Origin of the sequence: Labedaea rhizosphaerae (genome assembly GCF_004362825.1) — a bacterium.
Taxonomy (GTDB): Bacteria; Actinomycetota; Actinomycetes; order Mycobacteriales; family Pseudonocardiaceae; genus Labedaea; species Labedaea rhizosphaerae.
In genome coordinates this window covers 215507-238235 of the sequence record NZ_SNXZ01000001.1, presented here as the reverse complement: position 1 = coordinate 238235, position 22729 = coordinate 215507, and the positions used below count along the sequence as shown (strand labels likewise).

The following is a 22729-nucleotide window of genomic DNA, read 5'->3' as shown; positions in this document are numbered from 1 at the left end:
GTCCGGATGGCGGCAGTGCGGCGGCGGGGGCGGCCCAAGACCAAGCCCGCCCCTCCAGCGGAGGGCAGGCGCGCGGCTCGGCGCGTGCGGATGACCGGCGCCGAGCGGCGTGAGCAACTGCTCGACGTCGCCCGGTCGCTGTTCGCGGAGAAGGGCTACGACGGCGCGTCGGTCGAGGAGATCGCCCACCGCGCCATGGTGTCCAAGCCGGTGGTCTACGAGCACTTCGGCGGCAAGGAAGGCATCTACGCGGTCGTGGTCGACCGCGAGATGCAGTTCCTGCTGCACGCGATCACCTCAGCGCTGGCCGAGGAGGCGCACCCGCGGATCCTGCTGGAACGCGCCGCGGGTTCGCTGCTCGACTACGTGGAGAACTACCGCGACGGCTTCCGGATCATGGTCCGCGAGTCGCCGGTTCCGCAGGCGACGGGCACGTTCTCCAGCCTGCTCAACGACATCGCGAGCCAGGTCGAGGACATCCTCGGCACCCAGTTCACCCGCAGCGGCTTCGAGCCGAAGCTGGCCGCGCTGTACAGCCAGGCGCTGGTCGGGATGGTCGCGTTCACCGGGCAGTGGTGGCTGGAGGTGGGCAAGCCGCGCCGCGAGGACGTGGCCGCGCACCTGGTCAACCTGGTGTGGAACGGCTTGTCCCACCTGGAGAGCAAGCCCGAACTACGCGACGTCCCGCAGTAGGCATCAACCCCACACGGCTTTGACGGCGGCGGCCGCCGTGTCGGCGTCGTAGCCGAGGCGGCGTGCGGTGTCGGCGTACTGCGCGGCGGCCTGCTCCAACATGACCCACGGATCCGCCGGAACCCGGTGCGCCACAACGGTTCCCTTCGTCCCCGCGGTCGTCACCCAGCCGGCCGACTCCAGTTCGCGGTAGCTGCGCGCGACCGTGCCGGGGGCGAGCCCGAGATCGCGTGCCAGCTGCCGGATCGGGGGCAGCTTCGAGCCCGCGGCGAGGGTTCCGGCCCCGATCAGGTGCGACAGCTGCTCGGTCAGCTGCTGCCACGGTGGCACCGGGCTTGCCGTGTCGACGACGACCCGCGGGGTCACGCGGGCACCGGGACCCGCTTCAGCGGCGCCACCACCGACCACGCCACCGCGAGCGCGAGAGCAGTGCCGAGCCACGACCACGGCCCGGCAGGCAGGTCCGTCTGCGCGGCGGCGACCACGATGCCGAGCGCGGTGGCGACCCGGGCGCTGCGCAGCCGCAACGCCAGATCGACCTCGATGGTCCCGGACACGGGCCTGCGCATGGCCAGCACGACGATCAGGCCGGTGGCCAGCACCGCAGCCCCGGCCACGCCGAGGTCGGCCCACACGTGCCGCGCCGAGAGCCGCACGACCGCGGCCACCGCGGTGGCGGCGAACACCGCGAGCGCCCACCACGGCACGAGATCGGTCACCACGCGCCGGGCCAGCACCGCCTCGCGGTGGGTGTGCCTGGGCCTGCGCTGCGCGAGCAGTTCGGCCAGCAACCCGCCGCCGACCAGCGTCGCGATGATCCCGGTGCCCGGGTTCTCGTCGGGCAACACGTGCAGCGGGCCCGTGACGAACGGCAGCCCGAGGAACAGCACCGGGTACCAGTAGCGGCGGCGCTTGAGGTAGGTCTGCGCCTCGGTGACGTCGGCCTCGGTGGGTTGGCGGACACCCCAGCGGTGCAGGAGTTTCAGCGACCTCCTGCGGTCGGGCCAGAGCAGCACGAACAGGTACAGGCCGAACGCCGTCGTGAGCCCGGCGGTGAGCAGCACGTCGTGCATCGCGACCTCCTTGTACCAAACGCTTGGTACAAGATAGCCGTTTCACCGGCGCTTCGGGCGGGGATCCGGGAAGTGGATCTCCGAGGAGGCGACATGAACAGCACCAGCCGCTGGACCTTCGTCCCCACGACCCGAGCCAGCTGCTACCTGAGCCTGCTCGCCGGCGTGCTGATCCTGGTCGGCGTGATCTGGCAGTTCAGCGACGGCGTGCCCCGCATTCCCGTGTTGCCGATCATCGCCGCGGTGGCGGCCGTCGCGGCGATCGGGTTCGCGATCGCCGGGCTCGTCTCGCCACGCAGCCGCTGATCAGGGCGTGATCCGCAGGACCTTGTCGTCCGTGCCGTTCGACGTGGTGACGTAGAGCGCGCCGTCCGGGCCCGTTCGCGCCGCTCGCAGGCGTCCGTACTTGTCCTGGAACTGCGGCGGGATGGTCACCGACTCGACTTTGGTGCCCGCGTCGTTCAGCTTGAGCAGCAACAGTTTCGCGCCCTTGAGCGCGGTGATCACCAGCGTGCCTTCCATCGGGCCCCACTGCTTGCCGGTCAGGAAGGCGGCGCCGCAGATCGCCTCGGTCGTCGCGCCCGACTCCCACAGGGCGGGGACGGCGTCCGGGAAGCGCTGCAGGTCGGTCATCGGCGTGTTCTCGTCGTAGCCACCCATGGTGCCGCCACGCGAGGGGTCCCAGCCGTAGTTCTTGCCGGCCTCGACGATGTTGACCTCGTCGTTCTTGTCCGGGCCGTGCTCGGCGGTGAAGACCTGGTCGGTGCCCGGTCGCAGCGCGATGCCCTGCACGTTGCGGTGGCCGTAGTTGTAGACCAGCCGCGTCTTGGGGTTCGGGTCGGCCACGAACGGGTTGTCCTTGACCGGCCCGCCGGTGCGCAGGTCGAGCCGCAGCACCTTGCCGCCGAGCTGGGTCTTGTCCTGGGCGATCGCCGCCTGAGCGGTGTCGCCGGTGCCGACGAGCAGCGAACCGTCCTTCGCCAGCAGCGGACGGCAGCCGGAGTGGCGGCCCGACGGGTTGACCGGGAGCCCGGTCAGCAGATCGCGCACCTTGGTGGCGGACTTCTCGTCGGCGGCGAGCTTCCACACCACCAGCCGGATGTCGACGGCCCGGCCGCCTTCCTGGTGGTCCTGGCAGGTGACGAACTGCCGGTTGCGCGCGAACTCCGGGTCGACGAGCAACCCGAGCAGACCGCCCTCACCGGCCACGAGCAGGTCGGAGAAGTCGGCCTTGACCTCGTCGACCTTGCCGCCGGGGGAGACCAGGGCGAGCTTGCCGGGCCGCTCGGTGACCAGCAGTTTGCCGCCGGGCAGGAACCCGACGTCCCAGCCGTGCTCCAGGCCGGACGCCACGACCTGGACCGTGAAGTCCTTGCCGGGACCAGGTTCGGGGGCCGAGGTGGTGACCGGGGGTGTGCTGGAAGTGGTTGGCGCCGCGGCCGGGGCCGAATCGCAGGCCGCCACCAGCGCGGCCGTCACCACCAGGCCGAACGCGGCAATCGCCCGTTTCATGAATCCAGGATGGACCGCGGCGCGTCAGACCCGCATGAGCGACTCCTTGTTCCGCGATCGTCCGCTGTGGGGCCTGTCGGAGTACCGGCAGACCAAGCGGATCTACGAGCTCGAGGACGAGCTGGCCAGCCAGCAGGCCGTGCAGCGCCACACGGTCAACCGGCTGCAGTCGCAGATGTCGAAGCTCACCGGGTCGATCGAGCAGCGGCTCAACCGCCTGACGCAGGCGTTCGACGCGTTCGTGGAGATGTCGGACGTGCGGTTGCAGCTCGCCGTGTACGACGTGGCCGCGGCGGTGCGCCTGCGTGCGAAGCAGGTGATCGTCGGGGTCGCGAGCGATCAGGACGTGCCCGACGTCGACGGCTACTGGCTGGTGCCGGCGTTGCGCGCGCTGAACGCGTGGCGCGCCGGCCGCGACGCGGCGCCGTTGCTGGCCGAGGCCGCCACCGTCGACGCCCAGCGCGCGACGTTGTTCCACGCGCTGACCTCCGCCCAGTTCGGCCGCGGCGACGCGGTGACCGCCGAGCAGCTGACCACGGCGTTCGGTGCGCTGGGGGAGAAGGTGACGCTCGCGCAGCGCGCGCTCTGGACGCTCGCCGCCGACGGGCACTACGGGGTCGCGGGCCGGCAGACGGTCCAGCGCCTGCTCGGCCCGGCCGTCGCACGCCTCGACGAGAACCAGCGCGAGCAGCAGGTGACCCGCTGGTGCAAGGCCGTGCACCCGGACGCGCCGGCGCGCAAGCTCCCCAACGAGCACCAGGGCAGCGGCCTCGGCGCGCGGCTCGACGCGGGGGACCGGCTCGCGGTGCTGCGCAGCTGGCTCACCGGCATGCTGGCCGACCGGCCCGAACGCACGGCCGAGCCCGACGAGACCGCGCGGCGTGCGCTGGAGCTGCTGGTCGACGAGGGCAGCCCGGCCGAGGCGCCGCTGCTGGCCCGTGAGCGCGAGCTGCGCAAGATCATCGAGAACAGCGGCGAACGCGCGCAGACCTGGGATGAGCCGGTCGGTGAGCCGCTGGCGATGCTGATCGCCGACGTCGAGGACGAGGCGCACCCGGAGCGGGCGGCGGTGGCCGTGCACGTCTCCGGGCCGCTGGTGCTCGCGGCCGCGGAACAGCTCGCCGCGACGGCGGGCGAGTCGGTGCCCACCGAGCTGAAGGTGCGGGGCCGGCGTGGCGCCGTGGTGGTGACGCGCAGCGGACCGGACATGGCGACGGTCGACAAGTCCGTGGCCGGGCTCGCGGAGTACGAGGTGCAGCGCAGCGGGCGCAAGCAGCAGCGGAACTGGGCCCTGGCGGCGGGCGTGGTGTTCCTCGCGCTCGGCTTCGCCGGGTGGGGCCTGGCCTTGATCGCCGTGATCCCGCTGGTGGCCGCGGGCTACTTCCACGTCGCCGATCGCAGGGCCCGCGCCGGCGCGGTCGAGCTGGAAGCCAGGACCCGGACCGCCGTGCTCGCCGACGCCGAGGAGCAGGCACAGCGGTTCATGGCCGTGCGCGCGGAGCTGGAGAAGCGGCGGCCGAGCTTGGCCGACGATGTGACGGCGATCAAGTCCCTGGTGGGCTGAGGGCCGGTTACGTTGGCCCGGTGACCGAGAACCTGCGGGTGTCGGTGGACGGCGCGGTGGCCACCGTGACCATCGACCGCCCGGACAAGCGCAACGCCCTGAGCTTCGCCATGTGGTCGGCGTTTCCCGAGATCGCGCAGGACCTCGCGGCCGACCCGCGGGTGCGCGTGGTCGTGGTGACCGGCGGCGCGCACTTCTCGGCGGGCGCGGACATCAGCGAGTTCCGGTCGTTGCGTTCGGACGCCGACGGTGCCCGCCGCTACCAGTCCGCGGTGCACGACGCCGGCCGCGCGCTGGCGTTGCTCGGCAAGCCGACGATCGCCGCGATCAACGGCTTCTGCGTCGGTGGCGGCTGCGAGATCGCGCTGGCGTGCGACCTGCGCGTGGCGGCGGACGACGCCCGGTTCGGCATCACGCCGGCGAAGCTCGGCATCGTCTTCGCGCTGCCGTCGACCAAGCAGCTGGTGGACGCCGTCGGCCCGGCGTGGGCCAAGCAGATCCTCTTCACCGGCGAAATCCTCGACGCGTCAACGGCTTTGCGGATCGGGTTGGTGAACGAACTGCACCCGGCGGATGCGGTGCCGGCGCGGGCGCGGGCGCTGGCCGAGGTCATCGCGTCGCGCTCGCAGGTGAGCGTGCGCGGCGCGAAGACCATCGTCACGCGGATCACCGACGGGCTCACCGACGAGGACGAGGTCGTGCACAGCTTGTACGAGGCGTCGGTGACCAGCGCCGACTACGCGGAGGGCGTGGCCGCCTTTCTGGAGAAGCGGGCGCCGGTCTTCTGACCGGGGACGGTGAAATCACCCGATCGTGTTCGAACACGGGTTCGAACCTGTGGCAGACTGGCCTCACGCCGGTCACGGCTTGCACATTGTCAACTACACAGTGACACGCTCAGAGCATGAGCTTGAAGCCCTCGTGCGTGGCGTCGAAACCCAGCCGCAGGTAGAAGCGGTGGGCGTCGACCCGGGACTTGTCGGAGGTCAGCTGCACCAGCGCGCAGCCACGCGTCCGCGCCTCGTCGACCGCCCACTCGATCAGCGTGGTGCCCAGCCCCGATCCGCGCTCGGTCGACGACACCCGCACGCCCTCGATCTGCGCGCGCACCGCACCTCGGCGGGACAGCCCGGCGAGCAGCGACAGCTGCGCGGTGCCCACCACGGCGCCGTCGCGGTCGGCCACGACGAGCACCTGGTGGGGGTCGGTGTCGATCCGGTCGAATGCCGCGTAATAGGGCTCGAGGTTGTCCACCGATTCGCGCTGCGCACCGAGCGGGTCGTCGGCGAGCAGGGCGACGATGGCGGGCACGTCCTCGCGGGTGGCGGTCCGAATCCTCATGGCTGCCATCCTCGCGGTGGACGTAGGCTGGATGGCGAGAACCCCTCCCAGGGCCAATCGTCCCGGGCAGGGGTGTGTCCGTGTTTCCCAAGATGGGGGTCACCGTGTCGCCTGCCCCGCTCGCCGGGTTGCTCGAGGCCGTCCTGCGCGGGGGCGCCTGCGCGCCTGTGATCGACGCCGCCGGCGCGCCGGTGCTCGAGCTCGAGGGACCGCCGTCGGCGCGGCCGCTGGTGGTCGCGGCACTCGCGGCCGAGCAGGGCGCGGCCCGGCCCGTGCTGGTCGTCACCGCAACCGGGCGCGAGGCCGACGACCTGGCCACGGCGCTCGGCGACCTGATCGGCACCGCGGCCGTCGCGGTCTTCCCGAGCTGGGAGACGCTGCCGCACGAGAAGCTCTCGCCACGCGCCGACACCGTGGGCGCGCGCCTGGACGTGCTGCACCGGCTGGCCAAGCCCGGCGACCGGCCGCTGCGGGTGGTCGTCGCGACCGTGCGCAGCCTGATCCAGCCCATGGCCCCCGGTCTCGGCTCGCTCGAGCCCGTCGAGCTGCGGGTCGGCGTGGAGCAGGACTTCGACGAGCTGCGCCACCGCCTGGTCGAGCTGGCCTACGCCCACGTGGACATGGTCGAGAAGCGCGGCGAGTTCGCGGTGCGCGGCGGCATCCTCGACGTCTTCCCGCCGACCGCGCAGCACCCGTACCGCGTGGAGTTCTGGGGCGACGAGGTCACCGAGATCCGTGCGTTCGCCGTCGCCGACCAGCGTTCGCTGCCGGGCGAGATCACCGGCTTCACCGCACCGCCGTGCCGCGAGCTGCTGCTCACCGAGCCCGTCAAGGCCCGCGCGGCGGAGCTGGCCCAGCAGCACCAAGCCGACGCGCAGCTGCACGAGATGCTGGTCAAGCTGGCCGACGGCATCCCGGTGGAGGGCATGGAGTCGCTCATCCCCGTGCTCTGCGAGGGTGAGATGCAGATGCTCACCGACGTCATGCCCGACGGCGCGCACGTGCTGATCGCTGACCCGGAGAAGATCCGCACCCGCGCGCACGACCTGGTGCGCACCGGCCAGGAGTTCCTCGAAGCCTCGTGGATGGCCGCGGCCGGAGGCGGCAAGGCGCCCATCGACCTCGGTGCGTCGGCGTACCGCGACCTGTCCGAGGTGGCCACGCACGCCCGCGACGGCGGGCACCCGTGGTGGACCCTCTCGCAGCTCACCGCGCCCGGCGAGGACGTCGTCCAGCTGGCGTTCCAGCAGGTGGAGAGCTACCGCGGCGACGTGGCGCGGGCGTTCACCGACCTGCGCGCGCACACCGCGTCCGGCGGCGCCGCGGTGCTCGTCGTGCCCGGCGCCGGTACCGCGAAGCGCGCGGTCGAGCAGCTCGGCGAGGCCGACGTGCCCGCGGTGTTCGAGGAGCACGGGCTGCCCGAGCCGCCGCCGGCCGGGCGGGTCACCGTGGTGCGGGCCGCGTTGGAGGACGGGTTCATCGTCCCCGCCGCCGCGCTCGTGGTGGTGACCGAGACGGATCTGACCGGCGGCCGGCACGGAACGTCCACAAAGGACATGTCGGCGAAGATGCCCTCGCGCCGGCGCAATGCCGTGGATCCCTTGGCGCTCAAGGCAGGCGACTACGTCGTGCACGAGCAGCACGGCATCGGCCGGTACGTCGAGATGGTGCAACGCACCACGAAGGACACCGGCGGGTCGATGACCACCCGCGAGTACCTGGTGCTGGAGTACGCCTCCAGCAAGCGCGGCCAGCCCGGCGACCGCCTCTTCGTGCCGACCGACCAGCTCGACGAGGTCTCCCGCTACGTCGGCGGCGAACTGCCCACGCTGAACAAGCTCGGCGGCTCGGACTGGAAGAACACCAAGTCCAAGGCCAAGAAGGCGGTCAAGCAGATCGCCGCCGAGCTGGTGCAGCTCTACGCGGCGCGCCAGGCCGCGCCCGGCCACGCGTTCGGCCCGGACACCCCGTGGCAGCGCGAACTCGAGGACGCGTTCCCGTTCACCGAGACCATCGACCAGATGGCCGCCATCGACGAGGTCAAGGCCGACATGATGCGCGGCGTCCCGATGGACCGGGTGATCTGCGGCGACGTCGGGTACGGCAAGACCGAGATCGCGGTGCGGGCGGCGTTCAAGGCCGTGCAGGACGGCAAGCAGGTGGCCGTCCTCGTTCCGACGACCCTGCTCGCACAGCAGCACCTGGCGACGTTCACCGAGCGGATGCACTCGTTCCCGGTCACCGTCAAGGGGTTGTCCCGGTTCACCGACCCGATCGAATCGACGAAGGTGATCGAAGGGCTGGGCAGCGGCGAGGTCGACATCGTGATCGGCACGCACCGGCTGCTGCAGACGGGGTTGCGCTACAAGGACCTCGGCCTGGTGATCGTCGACGAGGAACAGCGCTTCGGCGTGGAGCACAAGGAACACATCAAGGCGCTGCGCACCCACGTGGACGTCCTGACGATGTCCGCGACGCCGATCCCCCGCACGCTGGAGATGTCGCTCGCGGGCATCCGCGAGATGTCGACGATCCTGACCCCGCCCGAGGACCGGCACCCGATCCTCACCTACGTCGGCGCCTACGACGAGAAGCAGGTGGGGGCCGCGATCCGGCGTGAGCTGCTGCGCGACGGCCAGGTGTTCTTCGTGCACAACCGGGTCTCGTCGATCGAGAAGGCGGCCCGTCGGCTGCGTGAGCTGGTCCCCGAGGCGCGGATCGTGACCGCGCACGGGCAGATGAACGAGGACAAGCTGGAGAAGATCATCCAGGGGTTCTGGGCCCGCGAGCACGACGTGCTGGTGTGCACCACGATCGTCGAGACCGGGCTGGACATCTCCAACGCCAACACGCTGATCGTCGAGCGCGGCGACCTGCTCGGCCTGGCCCAGCTGCACCAGCTGCGTGGCCGGGTCGGCCGTGGTCGCGACCGCGGCTACGCCTACTTCCTGTACCCGCCCGAGGCGCCGCTGACCGAGACCGCGCACGACCGGCTCGCCACCATCGCCCAGAACACCGAGCTGGGCGCCGGCATGGCGGTGGCCATGAAGGACCTCGAGATCCGCGGCGCGGGCAACATCCTGGGCGCCGAGCAGTCCGGGCACATCGCGGGCGTCGGGTTCGACCTGTACGTGCGGCTGGTCGGCGAGGCCGTGGAGGCGTTCCGCAAGCACGCCGGGGCCGAACCGCCGGAGGGCGAGGAGGAGCTGGCCGAGGTCCGGGTCGACCTGCCGGTGGACGCGCACATCCCGCACGACTACGTGCCCGGGGAACGGCTGCGGCTGGAGGCCTACCGCAAGATCGCCGCCGCGCGCGACGGCGACGAGCTGGCCGGGGTGCGCGAAGAGCTGACCGACCGCTACGGCGCGCCGCCGGTGCCGGTCGAGCGGTTGTTCGCCGTGGCCGCGTTCCGGCACACGTGCCGCAGGCACGGGGTGACCGAGGTGGTGACCCAGGGGTCGAACATCCGGTTCGCGCCGCTGGACCTGCGGGACTCGCAGCTGGTCCGGTTGAAGCGGCTGTACCCGAAGGCCGTGCACAAGGCCGTGACGAACACGGTGTCGGTGCCGCGGCCCACCGAGGGCGCGGCCGGTGGCCGGATCGGGGCACCCGCGTTGCGGGACGAGGCGCTGCTGGACTGGTGCGCGAAGCTGCTGGACAGCCTGGCCATGGAGTCCGTCGGGGTGTCCTGATGCCCCATTCGGGGGGAACGGCTGTGTGATCTTGGCAGTCTTAGTACCGTCTGTGTGACAACCATTCGCAGGGGGAGCAGGTCATGTCCGGCACCACCGACGTCGGCAACATGGGCGATTTCCAGTACGCCCAGCAGCAGATGAACGAGCTCGACGCGGCCTCGCGGCAGATGCACTCGGAGATCGCCTCCGGCCAGTTCACCATCGAGCCCGACGCCGCCCGCAAGGCCGCGAAGGCCTGCCGCGACCAGATCGCGCGCATCGACGAGCTGCTCGGCGAGGTCCGCCCGCTGGGCACCCGGGCGAAGTTCGGCGACTGCGGCGTCGGCGGCGAGCTCGCGGACAAGTTCGCCAAGAAGGCGACCGGCTCGGACACCTCGCTCGAAGGCTTGCTGGTCAAGTCCAAGGGGGTGCTCGAGAACATGGCCAAGAACTACGACGACGCGGCCCGCGGCTACGAGCAGACCGACGCGGACAACGCCTTCAGCTACCGCGCCGAATAGGGGGAGTCGTGAACTTCTGGAACGACTGGCACGACAAGGCCACCGGGCAGAAAACGGCGTCGGAGCGCAAGGCCGAGGCGCACGACCGCAACCAGCGCACCGAGCAGAGCCGCGAGCAGCAGGACAAGTACCAGGGCCGGGGTGACCAGCAGGCCCAGGACGCGGGCCACGGCTACGACCCGGCGGCGATCAGCCAGCACGACAACTGGTCGTCGTGGGACCACAAGCACATGAAGACGATGGTCGACAACGTCGACGTCGACGGCATCAACAGCCACGGCGAGACCTGGCTGCGGGTCGGCTCGAAGCTCTCCAGCAGCTTCGAGCAGTTCCACTCCGAGGTCACCACGGCCGTCAAGGGCGGGTGGACCGGTGACGCTGCGACGGCCGCCGCCACCGCGCCCGACGGCATGGCGAAGTGGGGCAAGGCCATGGGCGCCGCGTCGGAGGGCACCGGCTCGCGCATGCAGCAGGCGTCGACCGCGGCCAAGCAGGCCCAGATCAACATGCCCGACCCGGTGGAGTTCAGCTGGCGGCGCACCCTGGTCAACAGCGCGGGCGGCGGCTTCCTCGGCGGCTTGGGCGGTGCCGCCCTCTCCGGCGGCAAGGACGCCTACGACCAGCACAAAGAGGCGCAGCAGGCCAAGCAGCAGGCCGTCGACGTGATGAACCGGATGTACACCCAGGGCTACGTCGAGGTGGACAACACCACGCCCGCGTTCGCCGCACCCGACGACGACAAGGGCGGGGTCGTCCCGCCCGAGCACCGCGAGCGGAAGATCATCGAGTGGCCGGCGAAGCCGCCGCCCAACCACACCGGCGGCGGCGACCACAACGGCACCGACAGCACCGGCAGCGACAACGGCAACGATCGGCGGACGGTCCTGCCCACCGACCCCGGCCGCACCGACCCGTCGCAGTTCGATCCGAACGACACCCACCCCGACAACCCCAACCTGCCGACCGACCGCGGCCGCACCGACCCCAGCCAGTTCGACCCGAACGGCAACCACACCGGCCAGGGCGGTGTGGACCCCCGAACCGCCCACGGCGCCGGTGGCGGTGGCGGCATGGGCGGCATGCCGATGATGGGTGGTGGCGGCGGCCTCGGCGGCGCCGGCGACAGCGAGTACGGCGGTCGCGGCTACGGCCGGGGCGGCGCGGGCATGGGCGCGGGCAGCGGTTCCGGTGCCAGCGAGTCCGGCTCCGGCGGGCGCAGCGGCATCGGCGGCTCGGCCGCGCAGGAGGCCATGGGCGGTCGCGGTGGCGCCGGGCGTGGCGGGGCCGGCGGCATGGGCGGCGGCCGCGGCGGACGCAAGGAAGAGGACGGCGAGCACGAGAGCCCGGACTACCTGGTGGAGACCGACGACGTGTTCGGCAGCGGCGAGATGGTCGCCCCGCCGGTGATCGGCGAGTCGTAGATGGCGCAAGCACTGGCCTGGCAGCTGAACCCCGTCCAGCTCGACCAGGTCTGGGAATCCCTGGAACTCGGCGACTACCCCTTCCCGTTCGAGGTGGCGAGCTTCGGCAGCACCGACGTGGGGCGCAGCCAGTTGCGCCGCCGCGTGCGCGACGAGCTGACCGCGTCGGGGCTGCTGCGCCGCGACCGGCTCGACGCCGACCTGGAGTGGGCGCTGCGGCTGATCGCCGGCCCGGAGGTGAGCGTCGACTCGATCTGGCTCGCCGACGGCGACTCGCCGCACGGGGACTCACCGCACGGGTACTCACCGCACAGGGCGCTGGTGGCCCGTGCCGCCAACCGGGCGGTGCTCGCCGTGCAGCAGCCGGGGCCGGTGGAGCACGAGGGCGGCGACCTGAGCCTGCGCGAGGTCGCGCCGGACAACCTGGTGGCCCCGCTGATCACGACCCTGCCCGCCCAGCGGCCCGGCACCAAGCAGGGCGGCACCGCGCCGGTGCCCCAGCAGCCCCCGAAGCCGTCGGCCCAGGAGTCAGCGCAACAAGGCGGCCTGATGCGGGTCGCCAACTACGGCCGCGACCGTGACCTGCGGGCCCTCGACGACCTGCTCGGCGCCGAGCACGCCGCCATCGGCCAGATCGGCGTGACGGTGCGCGAGCCGTCCGGGCGCAAGCGGCACACCAACGCCGTCACCTGGTTCGACAACGCCGACGACGGCCGCTACCTGGTCGTCACGGCGCCCGGGCAGGACGGGCGCGAATGGGTCACGGTCACCCCCGCGGACGCGCACGCGCTCGGCTCGCGGGTCGAGGACACGGTGCGGCGCTCGCTCACCACCCGGTGACCTCTTCTCCGGCGGGCGGACCCGTTGTGAGAAAGTACGGCTCGTGAAGCTCGCACCGGGATCGCTGCGCAATCGCCGTTCAGCCGCGCTCGCCGCGGTGCTGGCCGTCGGCCTCACCCTCGCGGCCTGTGACACGGGTCCGAGCCAGGTCGGCGCCGCCGTGATCATCGGCGACAAGCGCATCTCGGTCGACGACGTCCAGAAGCGCATCGACACGGTGCTCAACTCGCCGCAGTCGATGCAGCAGCTCAAGCAGCAGGGCGTGGGCGTGCCGGACGCGTCGCGCTACATCATCGCCGACGTCGTCGAGCACGAGCTGCTGGCCCAGACCGCCCCGCGCGAGGGCCTCACGGTGACCGACGCGGCGATCGACGAGGCCATCGAGCAGGGCGGCGGGCCGGTCGAGTCCGCCCGCCAGCTCTTCACCGACCAGGCGCACGTGCGTGAGGTCGTCCGCGACCAGCTGCTGCTGCGCGCCCTGGGCGACAAGTACTTCGGCAAGGTGGGCCTGAGCTACGACTCGGTCGTGGTGCAGACCCCCGGCCAGGCCAAGGACTTGGCCCGGAAGATCGCCGCCGACCCCGGCCACTCGCAGGACCTGATGGCCGCGGTCCCGGGCGCCAAGCCCAACCTCGGCAAGATCACCAACACCCCCGGCGCCAACGGCGACGCGCAGACGCAGCTGCAGGACGCGGCCAACGCGATCACCTGGTACGCGCCCGCCAACTCGGTCCTCATGCTCCCCCCGGACCCGAACTCGCAGCAGGGCGGCGGCTACACCGTGGTGTACGTCCGCTCGATCACGCCGATCGAGGCGGGCGACTCGTTGGACACCAGCCAGATCAACATGTCCAAGGTGGGCGAGTACCTGCTGCGCCCGCTCGCGGTCCAGCTCGGTGTGCGGGTCAGCCCGCGCTACGGCGTGTGGGACCCGTCGTCGATGCGGGTCGTGCCCGCCGCGCAGGCCGCGGCCGCCGGTGAGCTGCTGCCCGCCGCGACCACCGCGAAGTCCTGACCCGGATGACCGCGCGCCGCACGATCGTCCGGTGCGACCCGCGGTCGGGCGCCGTGCCCGCCGCCGCGCTGGCCCTGGTGCGGGATGCGGACGCCGTCTACGCCACCGCCGAGCTCGCGGAAACCCTTGGGCTGCCGCCGGTTCCGGCGTCGGTCGACGGCGACGTCGTCGTCTTCGCCCGCTCGCCGGATGACTTGCCGGGGTTCGCCGGCGCTGAGGTCGTCGAGCTCCCCGCGCCGCCGGGGCACGCGCTGCTCGACGCGGTCGCCGTGATGGACCGGTTGCGCTCGCCCGGCGGGTGCCCGTGGGACGCCGAGCAGACCCACGAGTCGCTGCGCAAGTACCTGCGTGAAGAGGCTTACGAGCTGCTGGACGCCATCGCCGACGACGACCGCGACGCCATGCGCGAGGAACTCGGCGACGTCCTGCTGCAGGTGCTGTTCCACGCCCGGGTCGCGCAGGAGTCCGACGACGAGGCGTTCTCGATCGACGACGTGGCGGGCGGGCTGGTCACGAAGCTGGTCGGCAGGCACCCGCACGTGTTCGGCGACGGCGACTCGGCGGTGCGCGACGCGTCCACGCAGGAGCGCCGCTGGGAGGAGCTCAAGCAGGTCGAGAAGCGCCGCGAGTCCAGCGTCGACGGCGTGGCGATGGACCAGCCGTCGCTCGCCCTGGCGGCCAAGCTCGTCCAGCGCACCGACCGCGCGAAGCTGCCCGCGGAGCTCTTGCCCGCCGACGATTCCCTTGGCGCGCGCCTGTTCCGCCTCGCCGCGACCGCGCAGGCCGAGGGCCGCGACGCCGAGGACGAGCTGCGGGCCGTCGACCGCGGGTTCGCCGCCGACGTGCGGGCCGCCGAGGCGGCGGCGCGGGCGGCCGGCCTCGACCCGGCGACCATGGGTGACGAGGGCTGGCGCCGGTTCTGGCCGCGCTGATCGAAAGGTGACCCAAGATGTCGGCGCCGCCCACTAGTTTGGTGCCGTGACCGATGCTTACCTGCGCTATCCAGACGTCCACGACGGCCTGATCACGTTCGTCGCCGAGGACGACGTGTGGCTGGCCGAACTCGACGGCGGGCGGGCGTGGCGGGTCAGCGCCGACCACACCCCCGTGCGGTTTCCCCGGTTCTCCCCGGACGGCAGCCAGATCGCGTGGACCAGCACCCGCGACGTCGAGCCCGAGGTGCACGTTGCGCCGGTCGACGGCGGCCCGAGCCGGCGCCTGACCTACTGGGGCGACGTCAAGACCGACGTGCGCGGCTGGACCCCGGACGGGGAAGTGGTGGCCACGACGTCGACCGGTCAGGCCTCGACGCGGCGGACGTGGGCGCACGCCGTGCCGTTGGACGGCGCGCCCCGGCAGCTGCCCTACGGTCCGGTCCGCGGCGTGGCGTACGGCCCGGGCGGCGCGGTGCTCGTGGAGACCCCGCACCGCGAACCCGCCGAGTGGAAGCGCTACCGCGGCGGCACCGCGGGCAAGTTCTGGCTGGACCGCGACGGCTCCGGCGACTTCGCCCGCATCCTCACCGACCTGGACACCAACCTCACGTCGCCGATGTGGGTGGGCGAGCGGATCGCGTTCCTGTCCGACCACGAGGGCGTCGGCAACCTCTACTCGTGCCTGCCGGACGGCAGCGACCTGCGCACGCGCTCGCGGCACGAGTTCTACGCCCGCAACGCCGCGACCGACGGCACCAAGGTGATCTACCACTGCGCCGGTGACCTGTGGCTGCTCGACCGCCTCGACGCCGAGCCGCGCAAGCTGGACGTGCGCCTCGGCGGGCCGCGTACCAGCCGCGTGCCGTACCCGATCGACGCCGCCGACGAGCTCGGCGACCTCGCCCCCGACCACACCGGCCGGGCCAGCGCGATCGAGGTGCGTGGCACCGTGCACTGGCTGACCCACCGCGATGGCCCGGTGCGGGTACTGGCCGCCGAGCCCGGCGTGCGGGCCCGGCTCCCGCGCGTGCTCGGCGACACCGGCAAAGCCGTGTGGGTGACCGATGCCGAGGGCGAGGACGGCTTGGAGGTCGCCCCCGTGGACGGCAGCGCTGTCGGCGAGCAGCCGCACCGGCTGGCCACCGGGCAGCTCGGCCGGGTGCTCGAGCTGGCCGCGGCACCCGACGGCGCGACGGTCGCCGTGACCACCCACGACCGGCGTCTCGTGCTGGTCGACGTCGAGTCCGGGGCCGTGCGGGAGCTGGTGCGGGCCGAGGAATCCGATGTGTCCGGTCCGGTGTTCTCGCCGGACTCGCGCTGGGTCGCGTGGTCGCACCCGGGTCCGGATCCGTTGCGGCACATCAGGATCGCGCGGATCGACGAGGCCGAGCCGGTGATCGCCGACGTGACGCCGCTGCGGTTCTGCGACTACGCGCCCGCGTTCACCGCGGACGGCAAACATCTGGTCTTCCTGTCCGCCCGCAGCTTCGACCCGGTCTACGACACGCACGTGTTCGACCTGTCGTTCCTGTCCGGCAGCCGCCCGTACCTGGTGCCGCTGGGGGAGAAGACGCCCTCGCCGTTCGCGCCGCAGCGCGACGGCCGCCCGGTCTCCGGCGACGATGACAAGGACGACAAGGACGACAAGGGCGACAAGGGCGACAAGGACGACAAGCCCGAGAAGCCCGAGGGATCGGAGAAGAGCGAGAAGTCCGACGACGCGCCGCCCGCGACCGAGGTGGACGTGGAACTGCTCGCCGAGCGCGTCGTCCCGTTCCCGGTGCCCGCGGACAACTACACCGACCTGCTCGCGGTCAGCGGTGGTGTGGTGTGGCAGCGCCAGCAAGTGGCCGGCGTGCTCGGCGAGCCGGACGCGCCGCGGCCCAAGCCGGTGCTCGAGCGCTACGACTTCGCCAAGCGGCACACCGACGAACTGCTCGACGGCTTCGAGGAGGTGCGGGTCAGCGGCGACGGCGAGCGGCTCGTGGTGCGCCAGGACGGGCGCGTGCGGGTGGTGCCCACCGCCCACAAGGTCGGCGACGACGACTCCGACGACGAGGTGAAGGTCGACCTGAGCCGGGTGCGGGTGACCGTGCACCCGCCGCAGGAGTGGCGCCAGGCCTACGACGAGACCGGCCGGCTCATGCGCGATCACTACTGGCGCGCGGACATGAACGGCGTCGACTGGGCGGGCGTGCTCGACCGGTACCGCCCGCTGCTCGACGCGGTCGGCTCCTACGACGACCTGATCGACCTGCTCTGGGAGGTGCAGGGCGAGCTGGGCACGTCGCACGCGTATGCGTTCGAGCGGGACGAAGACGTGGAATCCCGGCGCCGGCTGGGTTTGCTGGGCGCCGACCTGACCCGCGACGACGACGGCACGTGGCGGGTGGCGCGGGTGCTGCCGAGCGAGACGTCCGACCCGCGCGCCCGCTCGCCGCTGTACGCGCCGGGCGTCGCGATGCGCCCGGGCGACGCGATCGTCGCCGTGGACGCGCGGCCGGTGACCGACGCGGGCCCGGCGCCGTTGCTGGTCGGTGCGGCTGGCAAGCCGGTCGAGCTGACCGTGGCCCCGGCCGACGGCGGCGAGCGTCGCCGGGTGGTCGTGGTGCCGCTGCTGGACGACGTGCCGCTGCGCTACCAGGCGTGGGTGAACGAGCGGCGGGCGTACGTCCGGTCGGCCAGTGGCGGGCGACTGGGTTACCTGCACGTGCCGGACATGCAGGCGCCCGGGTGGGCGCAGCTGCACCGGGACCTGCGGATGGAGACCCGCTGCGACGGGCTGATCGTGGACGTGCGGGAGAACGGCGGCGGGCACCTGTCGCAGCTGGTCGTGGAGAAGCTGGCGCGCAAGGTGATCGGCTGGCAGCTGGCCCGCGACGGGTACATGGTCGGGACCTACCCGGAGGACGCGCCGCGCGGGCCGGTGGTGGCCGTGACCGACCAAAATGCGGGCTCCGACGGCGACATCGTCACGTGGGCGATCAGGACGATGAAGATCGGGCCGGTGGTCGGCGAGCGGACCTGGGGCGGTGTGATCGGCATCGACATGCGTTACCACCTGGTCGACGGGACCGTGGTGACGCAGCCGCGATACGCGAGCTGGTTGTCCGGTCCCGGCTGGGGTGTGGAGAACTACGGCGTCGACCCGGATGTCGAGGTCGTGATGCGCCCGCAGGACTACGCGGCGCAGGCGGATCCGCAGCTGGACAAGGCGATCGAGCTGGCGTTGGCGGCATTGGAAGAACAGCCCGCCGCCGTGCCGCCGGAGTTGCCGCCGCCCGGGGTCGCGTGATGGCCTTCGACGTCGAGACCCGGCGGATGATCGAGGCCAACCGGGCCAACTGGGACGAGCGCACGCCGATCCACGCGGCCAGCGAGTTCTACGGGTCGCGGGCGGCGGCCGAGTGGTTCGCCCCCTTCGAGTGGGCGGACATGGGCCCGCTCGAAGGGCGCGAGGTCGTGCACCTGCAGTGCCACCTGGGCACGGAGACCATCGAGTTCGCCCGCCGGGGCGCGCGAGCGTCCGGTTTGGACTTCTCGCCGGCCTCGGTGGTGGCGGCCCGGTCGGTTGCCGCCGCGGCCGGGGTGGCGGTGGACTTCGTCGAGTCCGATGTGTACAACGCGGTGGAATCCCTTGGCGCCGAACGGTTCGACCTGGTGTACACCGGCAAGGGGTCGGTGGTGTACCTGCCGGACCTGGCGGCGTGGGCGGCGCAGGTGCGCGGCATCCTCAAGCCGGGTGGCACCTTCTACCTGGTCGAGTTCCACCCGTTGCTGAACGCGCTGGGCGTGGCGCCGGGCTCGGCCGAGGACCTGACGCTGCGCAACGACTACCTGTCCGGTCGCGGCCCGGTGGAACGGGACGCGACCCGCACATACACGGACGGACCTGCGTTGCACGAGGCCACGGTGGCCTACGAGTGGATGCACGGCGTCGGCGAGGTCGTCTCGGCGTTGGCCGGCGCCGGGCTGCGGGTGGACCTCGTGCGCGAGACGCCGGAACTGCCGTTCCCGCGCTGGTCTTCCATGCACGGCACGGAATCCGGCTGGTTCGTCCTGCCGGACGACCAGCCCCGGATCCCTCTCCTCTACGCCATCCGCGCGGTGAACCCGTAAGCCGGGCCGACAAAGAATCGCTACGTGGCTTTCGACCAGCCGGACCAACTCCGACGAACCTCCGCTGGCCGGTCGCGATCTCGCGGCCACAGCTGAAGCCGATACGAGTCCAGACCCTCACCGCCCTCGAGCATCTCGGTGTAGCCGCGGCCGGACACCCGGGCGCGGTACTGGCCTGATGGCAATGGCTCGCATCGGACCGGCTTGAAGCCGCCCGAGGGCTCGAACACGAGTTGACCGTTGTGGATGTCGAAATCGACATCCACAACGTGGTCCCAGTTCTCGTAATCCGCGATCGGCTCGGCGGGCCAGACCTCGACCCGCATGGGAGCGTCGAAGCTCTTCTGGAAGGGCACGACAAGATCGATCACCCCATCCGCCACACCGACCCAGCGACCTGACCGCCGAGCGTCGGTCAAGGCGCGCAGCACCGCGTCGTTGGTCGGATCGTCCGCCCAGGGCGCCACTGAGTAGATGTAGACCTGGCCATGATCGATCTCGATCGCCAGATCGGTCGTGGTGCTCGGCTGAGTCGTCATCCGCACCAACCCCGATCCTCCGCGATGTCCACACCTTCGAATGGGTCCCGGGGGCGATCTTGCCGGGATGGGTGATCACCACCTCCGGATCTTTGGGGGCGAGCGGCAACGGTGCTACACCCACTCCGGTGGCGTCGTTGGTCAATTCGGGCGACGCTGACTGAGCTGTCGGCTAGCCGAACAGGGTTTGGCCCCAGTACTCGCCCTTGCCCAGTCCACGCGGCACGGCGAAGTGCGCGGAACCCGTGTGCTGCACGTACTCCATCATCGCGTCGTTGTCGGCCAACGCTTTCTGCATCGGCACGAAGTGGGTGCGGGAATCCCGGTTGAACGCCACGAAGAACAACCCGGCGTCCAGGTGGCCGACCCCGTCGGAGCCGTCGGTGAAGTTGTAGCCGCGGCGCAGGATCTTCACGCCCCGCAACGACTCCGCGGCCGCCAACCGGACGTGCGCGTCCTCGGCGATGAGCGGGATCCCGCCCTCGCCCCGCACGTGCAGGTCGATCGGGTCGAACTCGTCCACCTGACCCAGCGGCGCACCGGAACCCTTGGCGCGCCCGATGATCGCCTGCTGTTCGGCCAGCGGGGCACGGTCCCACGTCTCGATGTGCATGCGGATCCGCCGGGTCACCATGTACGAGCCGCCGGTCATCCACTCCGGACCGTCGCCGGGCTGCACCCACATGTGCTGGCTCAGGTCGGCGGTGTCCTCGGCCTTCAGGTTGTTGGTGCCGTCCTTGAAGCCGAACAGGTTGCGCGGCGTCGACTGCGAACGCGACGTCGACGACGTGCGGCCGAAGCCCAGTTGCGACCACCGCACGGCCACCTTGCCGAACCCGATCCGGGCCAGGTTGCGGATCGCGTGCACCGCCACCTGCGGGTCGTTCGCGCACGCCTGCACGCACAGGTCGCCGCCGCTGCGGGCCGGGTCCAGTTCGTCCGCGCGGAAGTGCGGCAGGTCGATCAACGCGGGCGGGCGCAGCTTCGCCAGGCCGAACCGCTTGTCGAACAGCGACGGGCCGAAGCCGATCGTGAGCGTCAGCGCCGACGCCGGCAGGTCCAGGGCCTCGCCGGTGTCGGCCGGCGGCGCGTGCTCCGAGCCGCCGACCGCGCCGTTCGGCACGGCTTCCTGGCCCGTGGTCATGCGTTCGGCCGCGGTGGTCCACTCGCGCAGCATCTCGACCAGTTCGGCGCGGTCGGTCGTCGTCACGTCGAAGGCCACGAAGTGCATGCGGTCCTGCGCGGGCGTGACGATGCCCGCCTGGTGCGGCCCGCGGAACGGCACAGAGGCCGCCGCGGCCTGTTCGACCGGCTGGTCACTGGTGCCCAGTGTCTTGCTGCCGAACACGCCCGCGGCCGCACCCACCCCGGCCACCGCGGCGCCCGCTCCGGCGATCCCGAAGAGCCTGCGCCGCGACAGCGGCCCCTGTGCCTCGCTCACTTGGCCGACACCACTTCCGCGACCTTGCTGATCGGTTCGCCGAGGGCGTCGACCGCGGTGGCGAACTCCTTGACCTCGTCCTTGGACAGCTTGTCGTACAGCTTGTAACCGTCCCCGACCTGCTGCTTGTCCAGCAGCGCGTCCACGGCCGCGAACTTGGTGTCGATCTCGGTGCCCAGGGCCGCGTTCCGCTCGGTGATCACCGGGCGCAGCGCCGCGATGGCGGCCTGCGATCCGTCCACATTGGCCCGGAAGTCCCAGAGGTCGGTGTGGGAGAACGTGTCCTCCTCACCGGTGATCTTGCCGGTGGCCACCTCGTCGAGCAGGCCCTTGGCGCCGTTGGCCAGGTCCAGCGGGGTGTACTCCAGCGACGCCGCCTTGGCCTGCAGGTCCTTGACGTCGGTCACGAGCTGGTCGGCGATCGCCTTCGAGTCGGGCTTGAGCCCGGTGACCCACAGGTCCTTCTCCAGCCGGTGGTAGCCGGTCCACTTGTCGCCGGACTCCAGGTCGGCCTCGCGCAGGTCGAGCTTCGGGTCGAGCTCGCCGAACTTCTCCGCGACCGGCTCGATGCGCTCGTAGTAGGTGCGGGTCACCGGGTAGAGCTTCTTGGCGTCCTCGACCTTGCCGGCCTTGACCGCGTCGGCGAACCTCTGCGTCTCGCTGATCAGCGCGACGATCTGGTTGTCCACGTACCGCTTGTAGCTCTTGGTGGCCTCGGCGAGCTTGGTGTCGGTGCTGGCCTGGCGCTGCGCACCGCCGGTGACGGTGAAGTCGGCACGGATGCCGTCGCCCTGCATGCCCGGCTTGCACGCCGTCGTGTACTTGCCCGCGTCCGGCACCTCGACGCGCAGGGTGCGCTTGAGGCCGGGGCCGATGTTCTCGACCTCGCCCATGATCCGGTCACCTTCGCCGTACAGGTAGAACTCCGTGGTGCGGGTGCCGTTGTTGGTGACCTCGAAGGTCAGCGTGCCCGCGTCGGCGCTGGTGCGCGCCACGGTGCACGAGCTGTCCTTGGCGTCGACCGCGATCGCGCCCGACCCGCCGGCCGAACCGGACGGGTCGCTGTTCCCGCAGGCGGCCAGCGCGGCCGTCAACGCGAAGGTTGCCGCGGCGGCGAACGCCGTGCGCGCGGGGGATGGGGTCACCGTGTTCTCCTTGTGTCGCAAACGGTGTGGTGGGTTCATGCGGCGGCAGGCGCCGGCTGCTCCTGCTTCTTGACGGGCGCTTTGCGCTTGCGCAGGAACAGCGGCAGCACGACGGCGATGTAGACGATCCACGCGATCGCCTGCAGCACGGTCGTCTGCGCCGAGTAGTTGAAGACGCCCTTGAGCAGCGCGCCGTACCAGGAGTCCTCGGGCATCGGCCCGGACAGGTCGAACGCGAGCGTGTGCAGGCCCGGCAGGACGCCGCCCTCCTGCAGGTCGTGCAGGCCGTAGGCGAGCACCCCGGCCGCGACGAAGATCAGCAGGGCGCCGGTGATCGTGAAGAACTTGCCCAGGTTGATCCGCAGCGCGCCCTTGTACAGGGCGAACGCGAGCACGACCGCGACGGCGATGCCGACCAGGAACCCGATCAGCGGCTGGCTGGTGCCCGAGCCCGCGCTCTGGGTCGCGGCGTAGAAGAACACCGCGGTCTCCAGGCCCTCACGCCCGACGGTCAGGAACGCCATCAGGGCCACCGCGAACGGGCCGATCTTGAGCGCGTCGGTGAGCTTGCCGCGCAGCTCGGCGGCGATGGTGCGGGCCGTGGCGCGCATCCAGAAGATCATCGCGGTGACGAACGCGACCGCGATGAGCGACATCGCGCCGCCGAAGGTCTCCTGCTGCTCGAACGTCATCTCGTGCGAGGTGAACGTGATCAGCCAGCCGAACCCGGCGGACAGCACGACGGCCAGCGTGACGCCCAGCCACACCGACTTCAGCGCGAAGCGGCGGTCGGTCTTGACCAGGAAGGCGACGAGGATGCTCACCACGAGCCCAGCCTCAAGGCCTTCGCGGAGCCCGATGAGGGCGTTGCCGAAGATCACGAGCTGCTCCTGTCG

Annotated in this window: 20 protein-coding genes; 12 read left to right on the top strand and 8 right to left on the bottom strand. The window is 71.6% G+C overall.

From position 1 onward, the window contains the following. Positions 1 to 90: 90 nt before the first annotated feature. On the top strand, positions 91 to 693 hold the full coding sequence (locus tag EV186_RS01100) for a TetR/AcrR family transcriptional regulator (protein ID WP_133848673.1): 603 nt from the start codon (positions 91 to 93) through the stop codon (positions 691 to 693). Positions 694 to 696: 3 nt separating this feature from the next. Here EV186_RS01100 and EV186_RS01095 read toward each other — a convergent pair whose 3' ends face one another. Both EV186_RS01095 and EV186_RS01090 read right to left on the bottom strand, forming a co-directional pair. After that, a complete protein-coding gene (locus tag EV186_RS01095) occupies positions 697 to 1059 on the bottom strand; it encodes a GntR family transcriptional regulator (protein WP_133847210.1) in 363 nt (120 codons plus the stop codon). Then, positions 1056 to 1766, bottom strand: a complete 711-nt coding sequence (locus tag EV186_RS01090; protein ID WP_133847209.1) for a hypothetical protein — start codon at positions 1764 to 1766, stop codon at positions 1056 to 1058. The genes EV186_RS01095 and EV186_RS01090 overlap by 4 nt, the downstream gene beginning before the upstream one ends. A gap of 93 nt (positions 1767 to 1859) precedes the next feature. Here EV186_RS01090 and EV186_RS01085 point away from each other — a divergent pair, with 93 nt between their 5' ends. Further along, positions 1860 to 2072, top strand: coding sequence for a hypothetical protein (locus EV186_RS01085; protein ID WP_133847208.1), 213 nt, complete (start codon positions 1860 to 1862; stop codon positions 2070 to 2072). On the opposite strand, the gene EV186_RS01080 is transcribed toward EV186_RS01085, so the two are convergent. Then, a complete protein-coding gene (locus EV186_RS01080) occupies positions 2073 to 3278 on the bottom strand; it encodes a PQQ-dependent sugar dehydrogenase (RefSeq protein WP_133847207.1) in 1206 nt (401 codons plus the stop codon). It abuts the gene before it with no gap. A 34-nt stretch (positions 3279 to 3312) separates the two neighbouring features. Between EV186_RS01080 and EV186_RS01075 the strand changes: the two genes are divergently transcribed. Both EV186_RS01075 and EV186_RS01070 read left to right on the top strand, forming a co-directional pair. After that, complete coding sequence (locus tag EV186_RS01075; protein ID WP_133847206.1) at positions 3313 to 4842, top strand: hypothetical protein; 1530 nt, start codon at positions 3313 to 3315, stop codon at positions 4840 to 4842. A gap of 20 nt (positions 4843 to 4862) precedes the next feature. Then, positions 4863 to 5630: an enoyl-CoA hydratase/isomerase family protein gene (locus EV186_RS01070; RefSeq protein WP_133847205.1), complete on the top strand. Its 768-nt coding sequence runs from the start codon at positions 4863 to 4865 to the stop codon at positions 5628 to 5630. Between the two features lie 109 nt (positions 5631 to 5739). On the opposite strand, the gene EV186_RS01065 is transcribed toward EV186_RS01070, so the two are convergent. Next, entirely contained in the window at positions 5740 to 6183 is a 444-nt protein-coding gene (locus EV186_RS01065; RefSeq protein ID WP_208115443.1) for a GNAT family N-acetyltransferase, read from the bottom strand. A gap of 92 nt (positions 6184 to 6275) precedes the next feature. Here EV186_RS01065 and mfd point away from each other — a divergent pair, with 92 nt between their 5' ends. The 8 genes from mfd to EV186_RS01025 all read left to right on the top strand — a co-directional run bounded on the left by mfd (position 6276) and on the right by EV186_RS01025 (position 18708). Continuing rightward, entirely contained in the window at positions 6276 to 9875 is a 3600-nt protein-coding gene (gene mfd, locus EV186_RS01060) for a transcription-repair coupling factor (RefSeq protein ID WP_133848672.1), read from the top strand. A gap of 83 nt (positions 9876 to 9958) precedes the next feature. Further along, positions 9959 to 10378: a hypothetical protein gene (locus EV186_RS01055; protein ID WP_133847203.1), complete on the top strand. Its 420-nt coding sequence runs from the start codon at positions 9959 to 9961 to the stop codon at positions 10376 to 10378. Between the two features lie 8 nt (positions 10379 to 10386). After that, complete coding sequence (locus EV186_RS01050) at positions 10387 to 11799, top strand: PPE domain-containing protein (protein ID WP_133847202.1); 1413 nt, start codon at positions 10387 to 10389, stop codon at positions 11797 to 11799. Further along, the gene (locus EV186_RS01045) at positions 11800 to 12639 is read left to right on the top strand and encodes an ESX secretion-associated protein EspG (RefSeq protein WP_133847201.1); all 840 of its coding nucleotides are present in this window, start codon (positions 11800 to 11802) and stop codon (positions 12637 to 12639) included. It begins immediately after the preceding gene. A gap of 43 nt (positions 12640 to 12682) precedes the next feature. Then, entirely contained in the window at positions 12683 to 13654 is a 972-nt protein-coding gene (locus EV186_RS01040; RefSeq protein WP_133847200.1) for a SurA N-terminal domain-containing protein, read from the top strand. 5 nt (positions 13655 to 13659) lie between these two features. Further along, on the top strand, positions 13660 to 14586 hold the full coding sequence (locus EV186_RS01035) for a nucleoside triphosphate pyrophosphohydrolase (protein ID WP_133847199.1): 927 nt from the start codon (positions 13660 to 13662) through the stop codon (positions 14584 to 14586). Positions 14587 to 14632: 46 nt separating this feature from the next. Continuing rightward, on the top strand, positions 14633 to 17884 hold the full coding sequence (locus EV186_RS01030; protein ID WP_133847198.1) for a S41 family peptidase: 3252 nt from the start codon (positions 14633 to 14635) through the stop codon (positions 17882 to 17884). Further along, a complete protein-coding gene (locus EV186_RS01025) occupies positions 17884 to 18708 on the top strand; it encodes a class I SAM-dependent methyltransferase (protein WP_133847197.1) in 825 nt (274 codons plus the stop codon). Before EV186_RS01030 ends, EV186_RS01025 begins: the two co-directional genes overlap by 1 nt. Before the next feature lie 20 nt (positions 18709 to 18728). Here EV186_RS01025 and EV186_RS01020 read toward each other — a convergent pair whose 3' ends face one another. From EV186_RS01020 to efeU, 4 genes are all read right to left on the bottom strand, one after another. Continuing rightward, complete coding sequence (locus EV186_RS01020; protein ID WP_133847196.1) at positions 18729 to 19247, bottom strand: hypothetical protein; 519 nt, start codon at positions 19245 to 19247, stop codon at positions 18729 to 18731. A gap of 172 nt (positions 19248 to 19419) precedes the next feature. Further along, the gene (efeB, locus tag EV186_RS01015; protein WP_133847195.1) at positions 19420 to 20688 is read right to left on the bottom strand and encodes an iron uptake transporter deferrochelatase/peroxidase subunit; all 1269 of its coding nucleotides are present in this window, start codon (positions 20686 to 20688) and stop codon (positions 19420 to 19422) included. After that, positions 20685 to 21872, bottom strand: coding sequence for an iron uptake system protein EfeO (gene efeO / locus EV186_RS01010; RefSeq protein ID WP_133847194.1), 1188 nt, complete (start codon positions 21870 to 21872; stop codon positions 20685 to 20687). The genes efeB and efeO overlap by 4 nt, the downstream gene beginning before the upstream one ends. Further along, positions 21869 to 22714, bottom strand: coding sequence for an iron uptake transporter permease EfeU (gene efeU / locus EV186_RS01005; protein WP_133847193.1), 846 nt, complete (start codon positions 22712 to 22714; stop codon positions 21869 to 21871). The genes efeO and efeU overlap by 4 nt, the downstream gene beginning before the upstream one ends. Between the last annotated feature and the right edge of the window lie 15 nt (positions 22715 to 22729).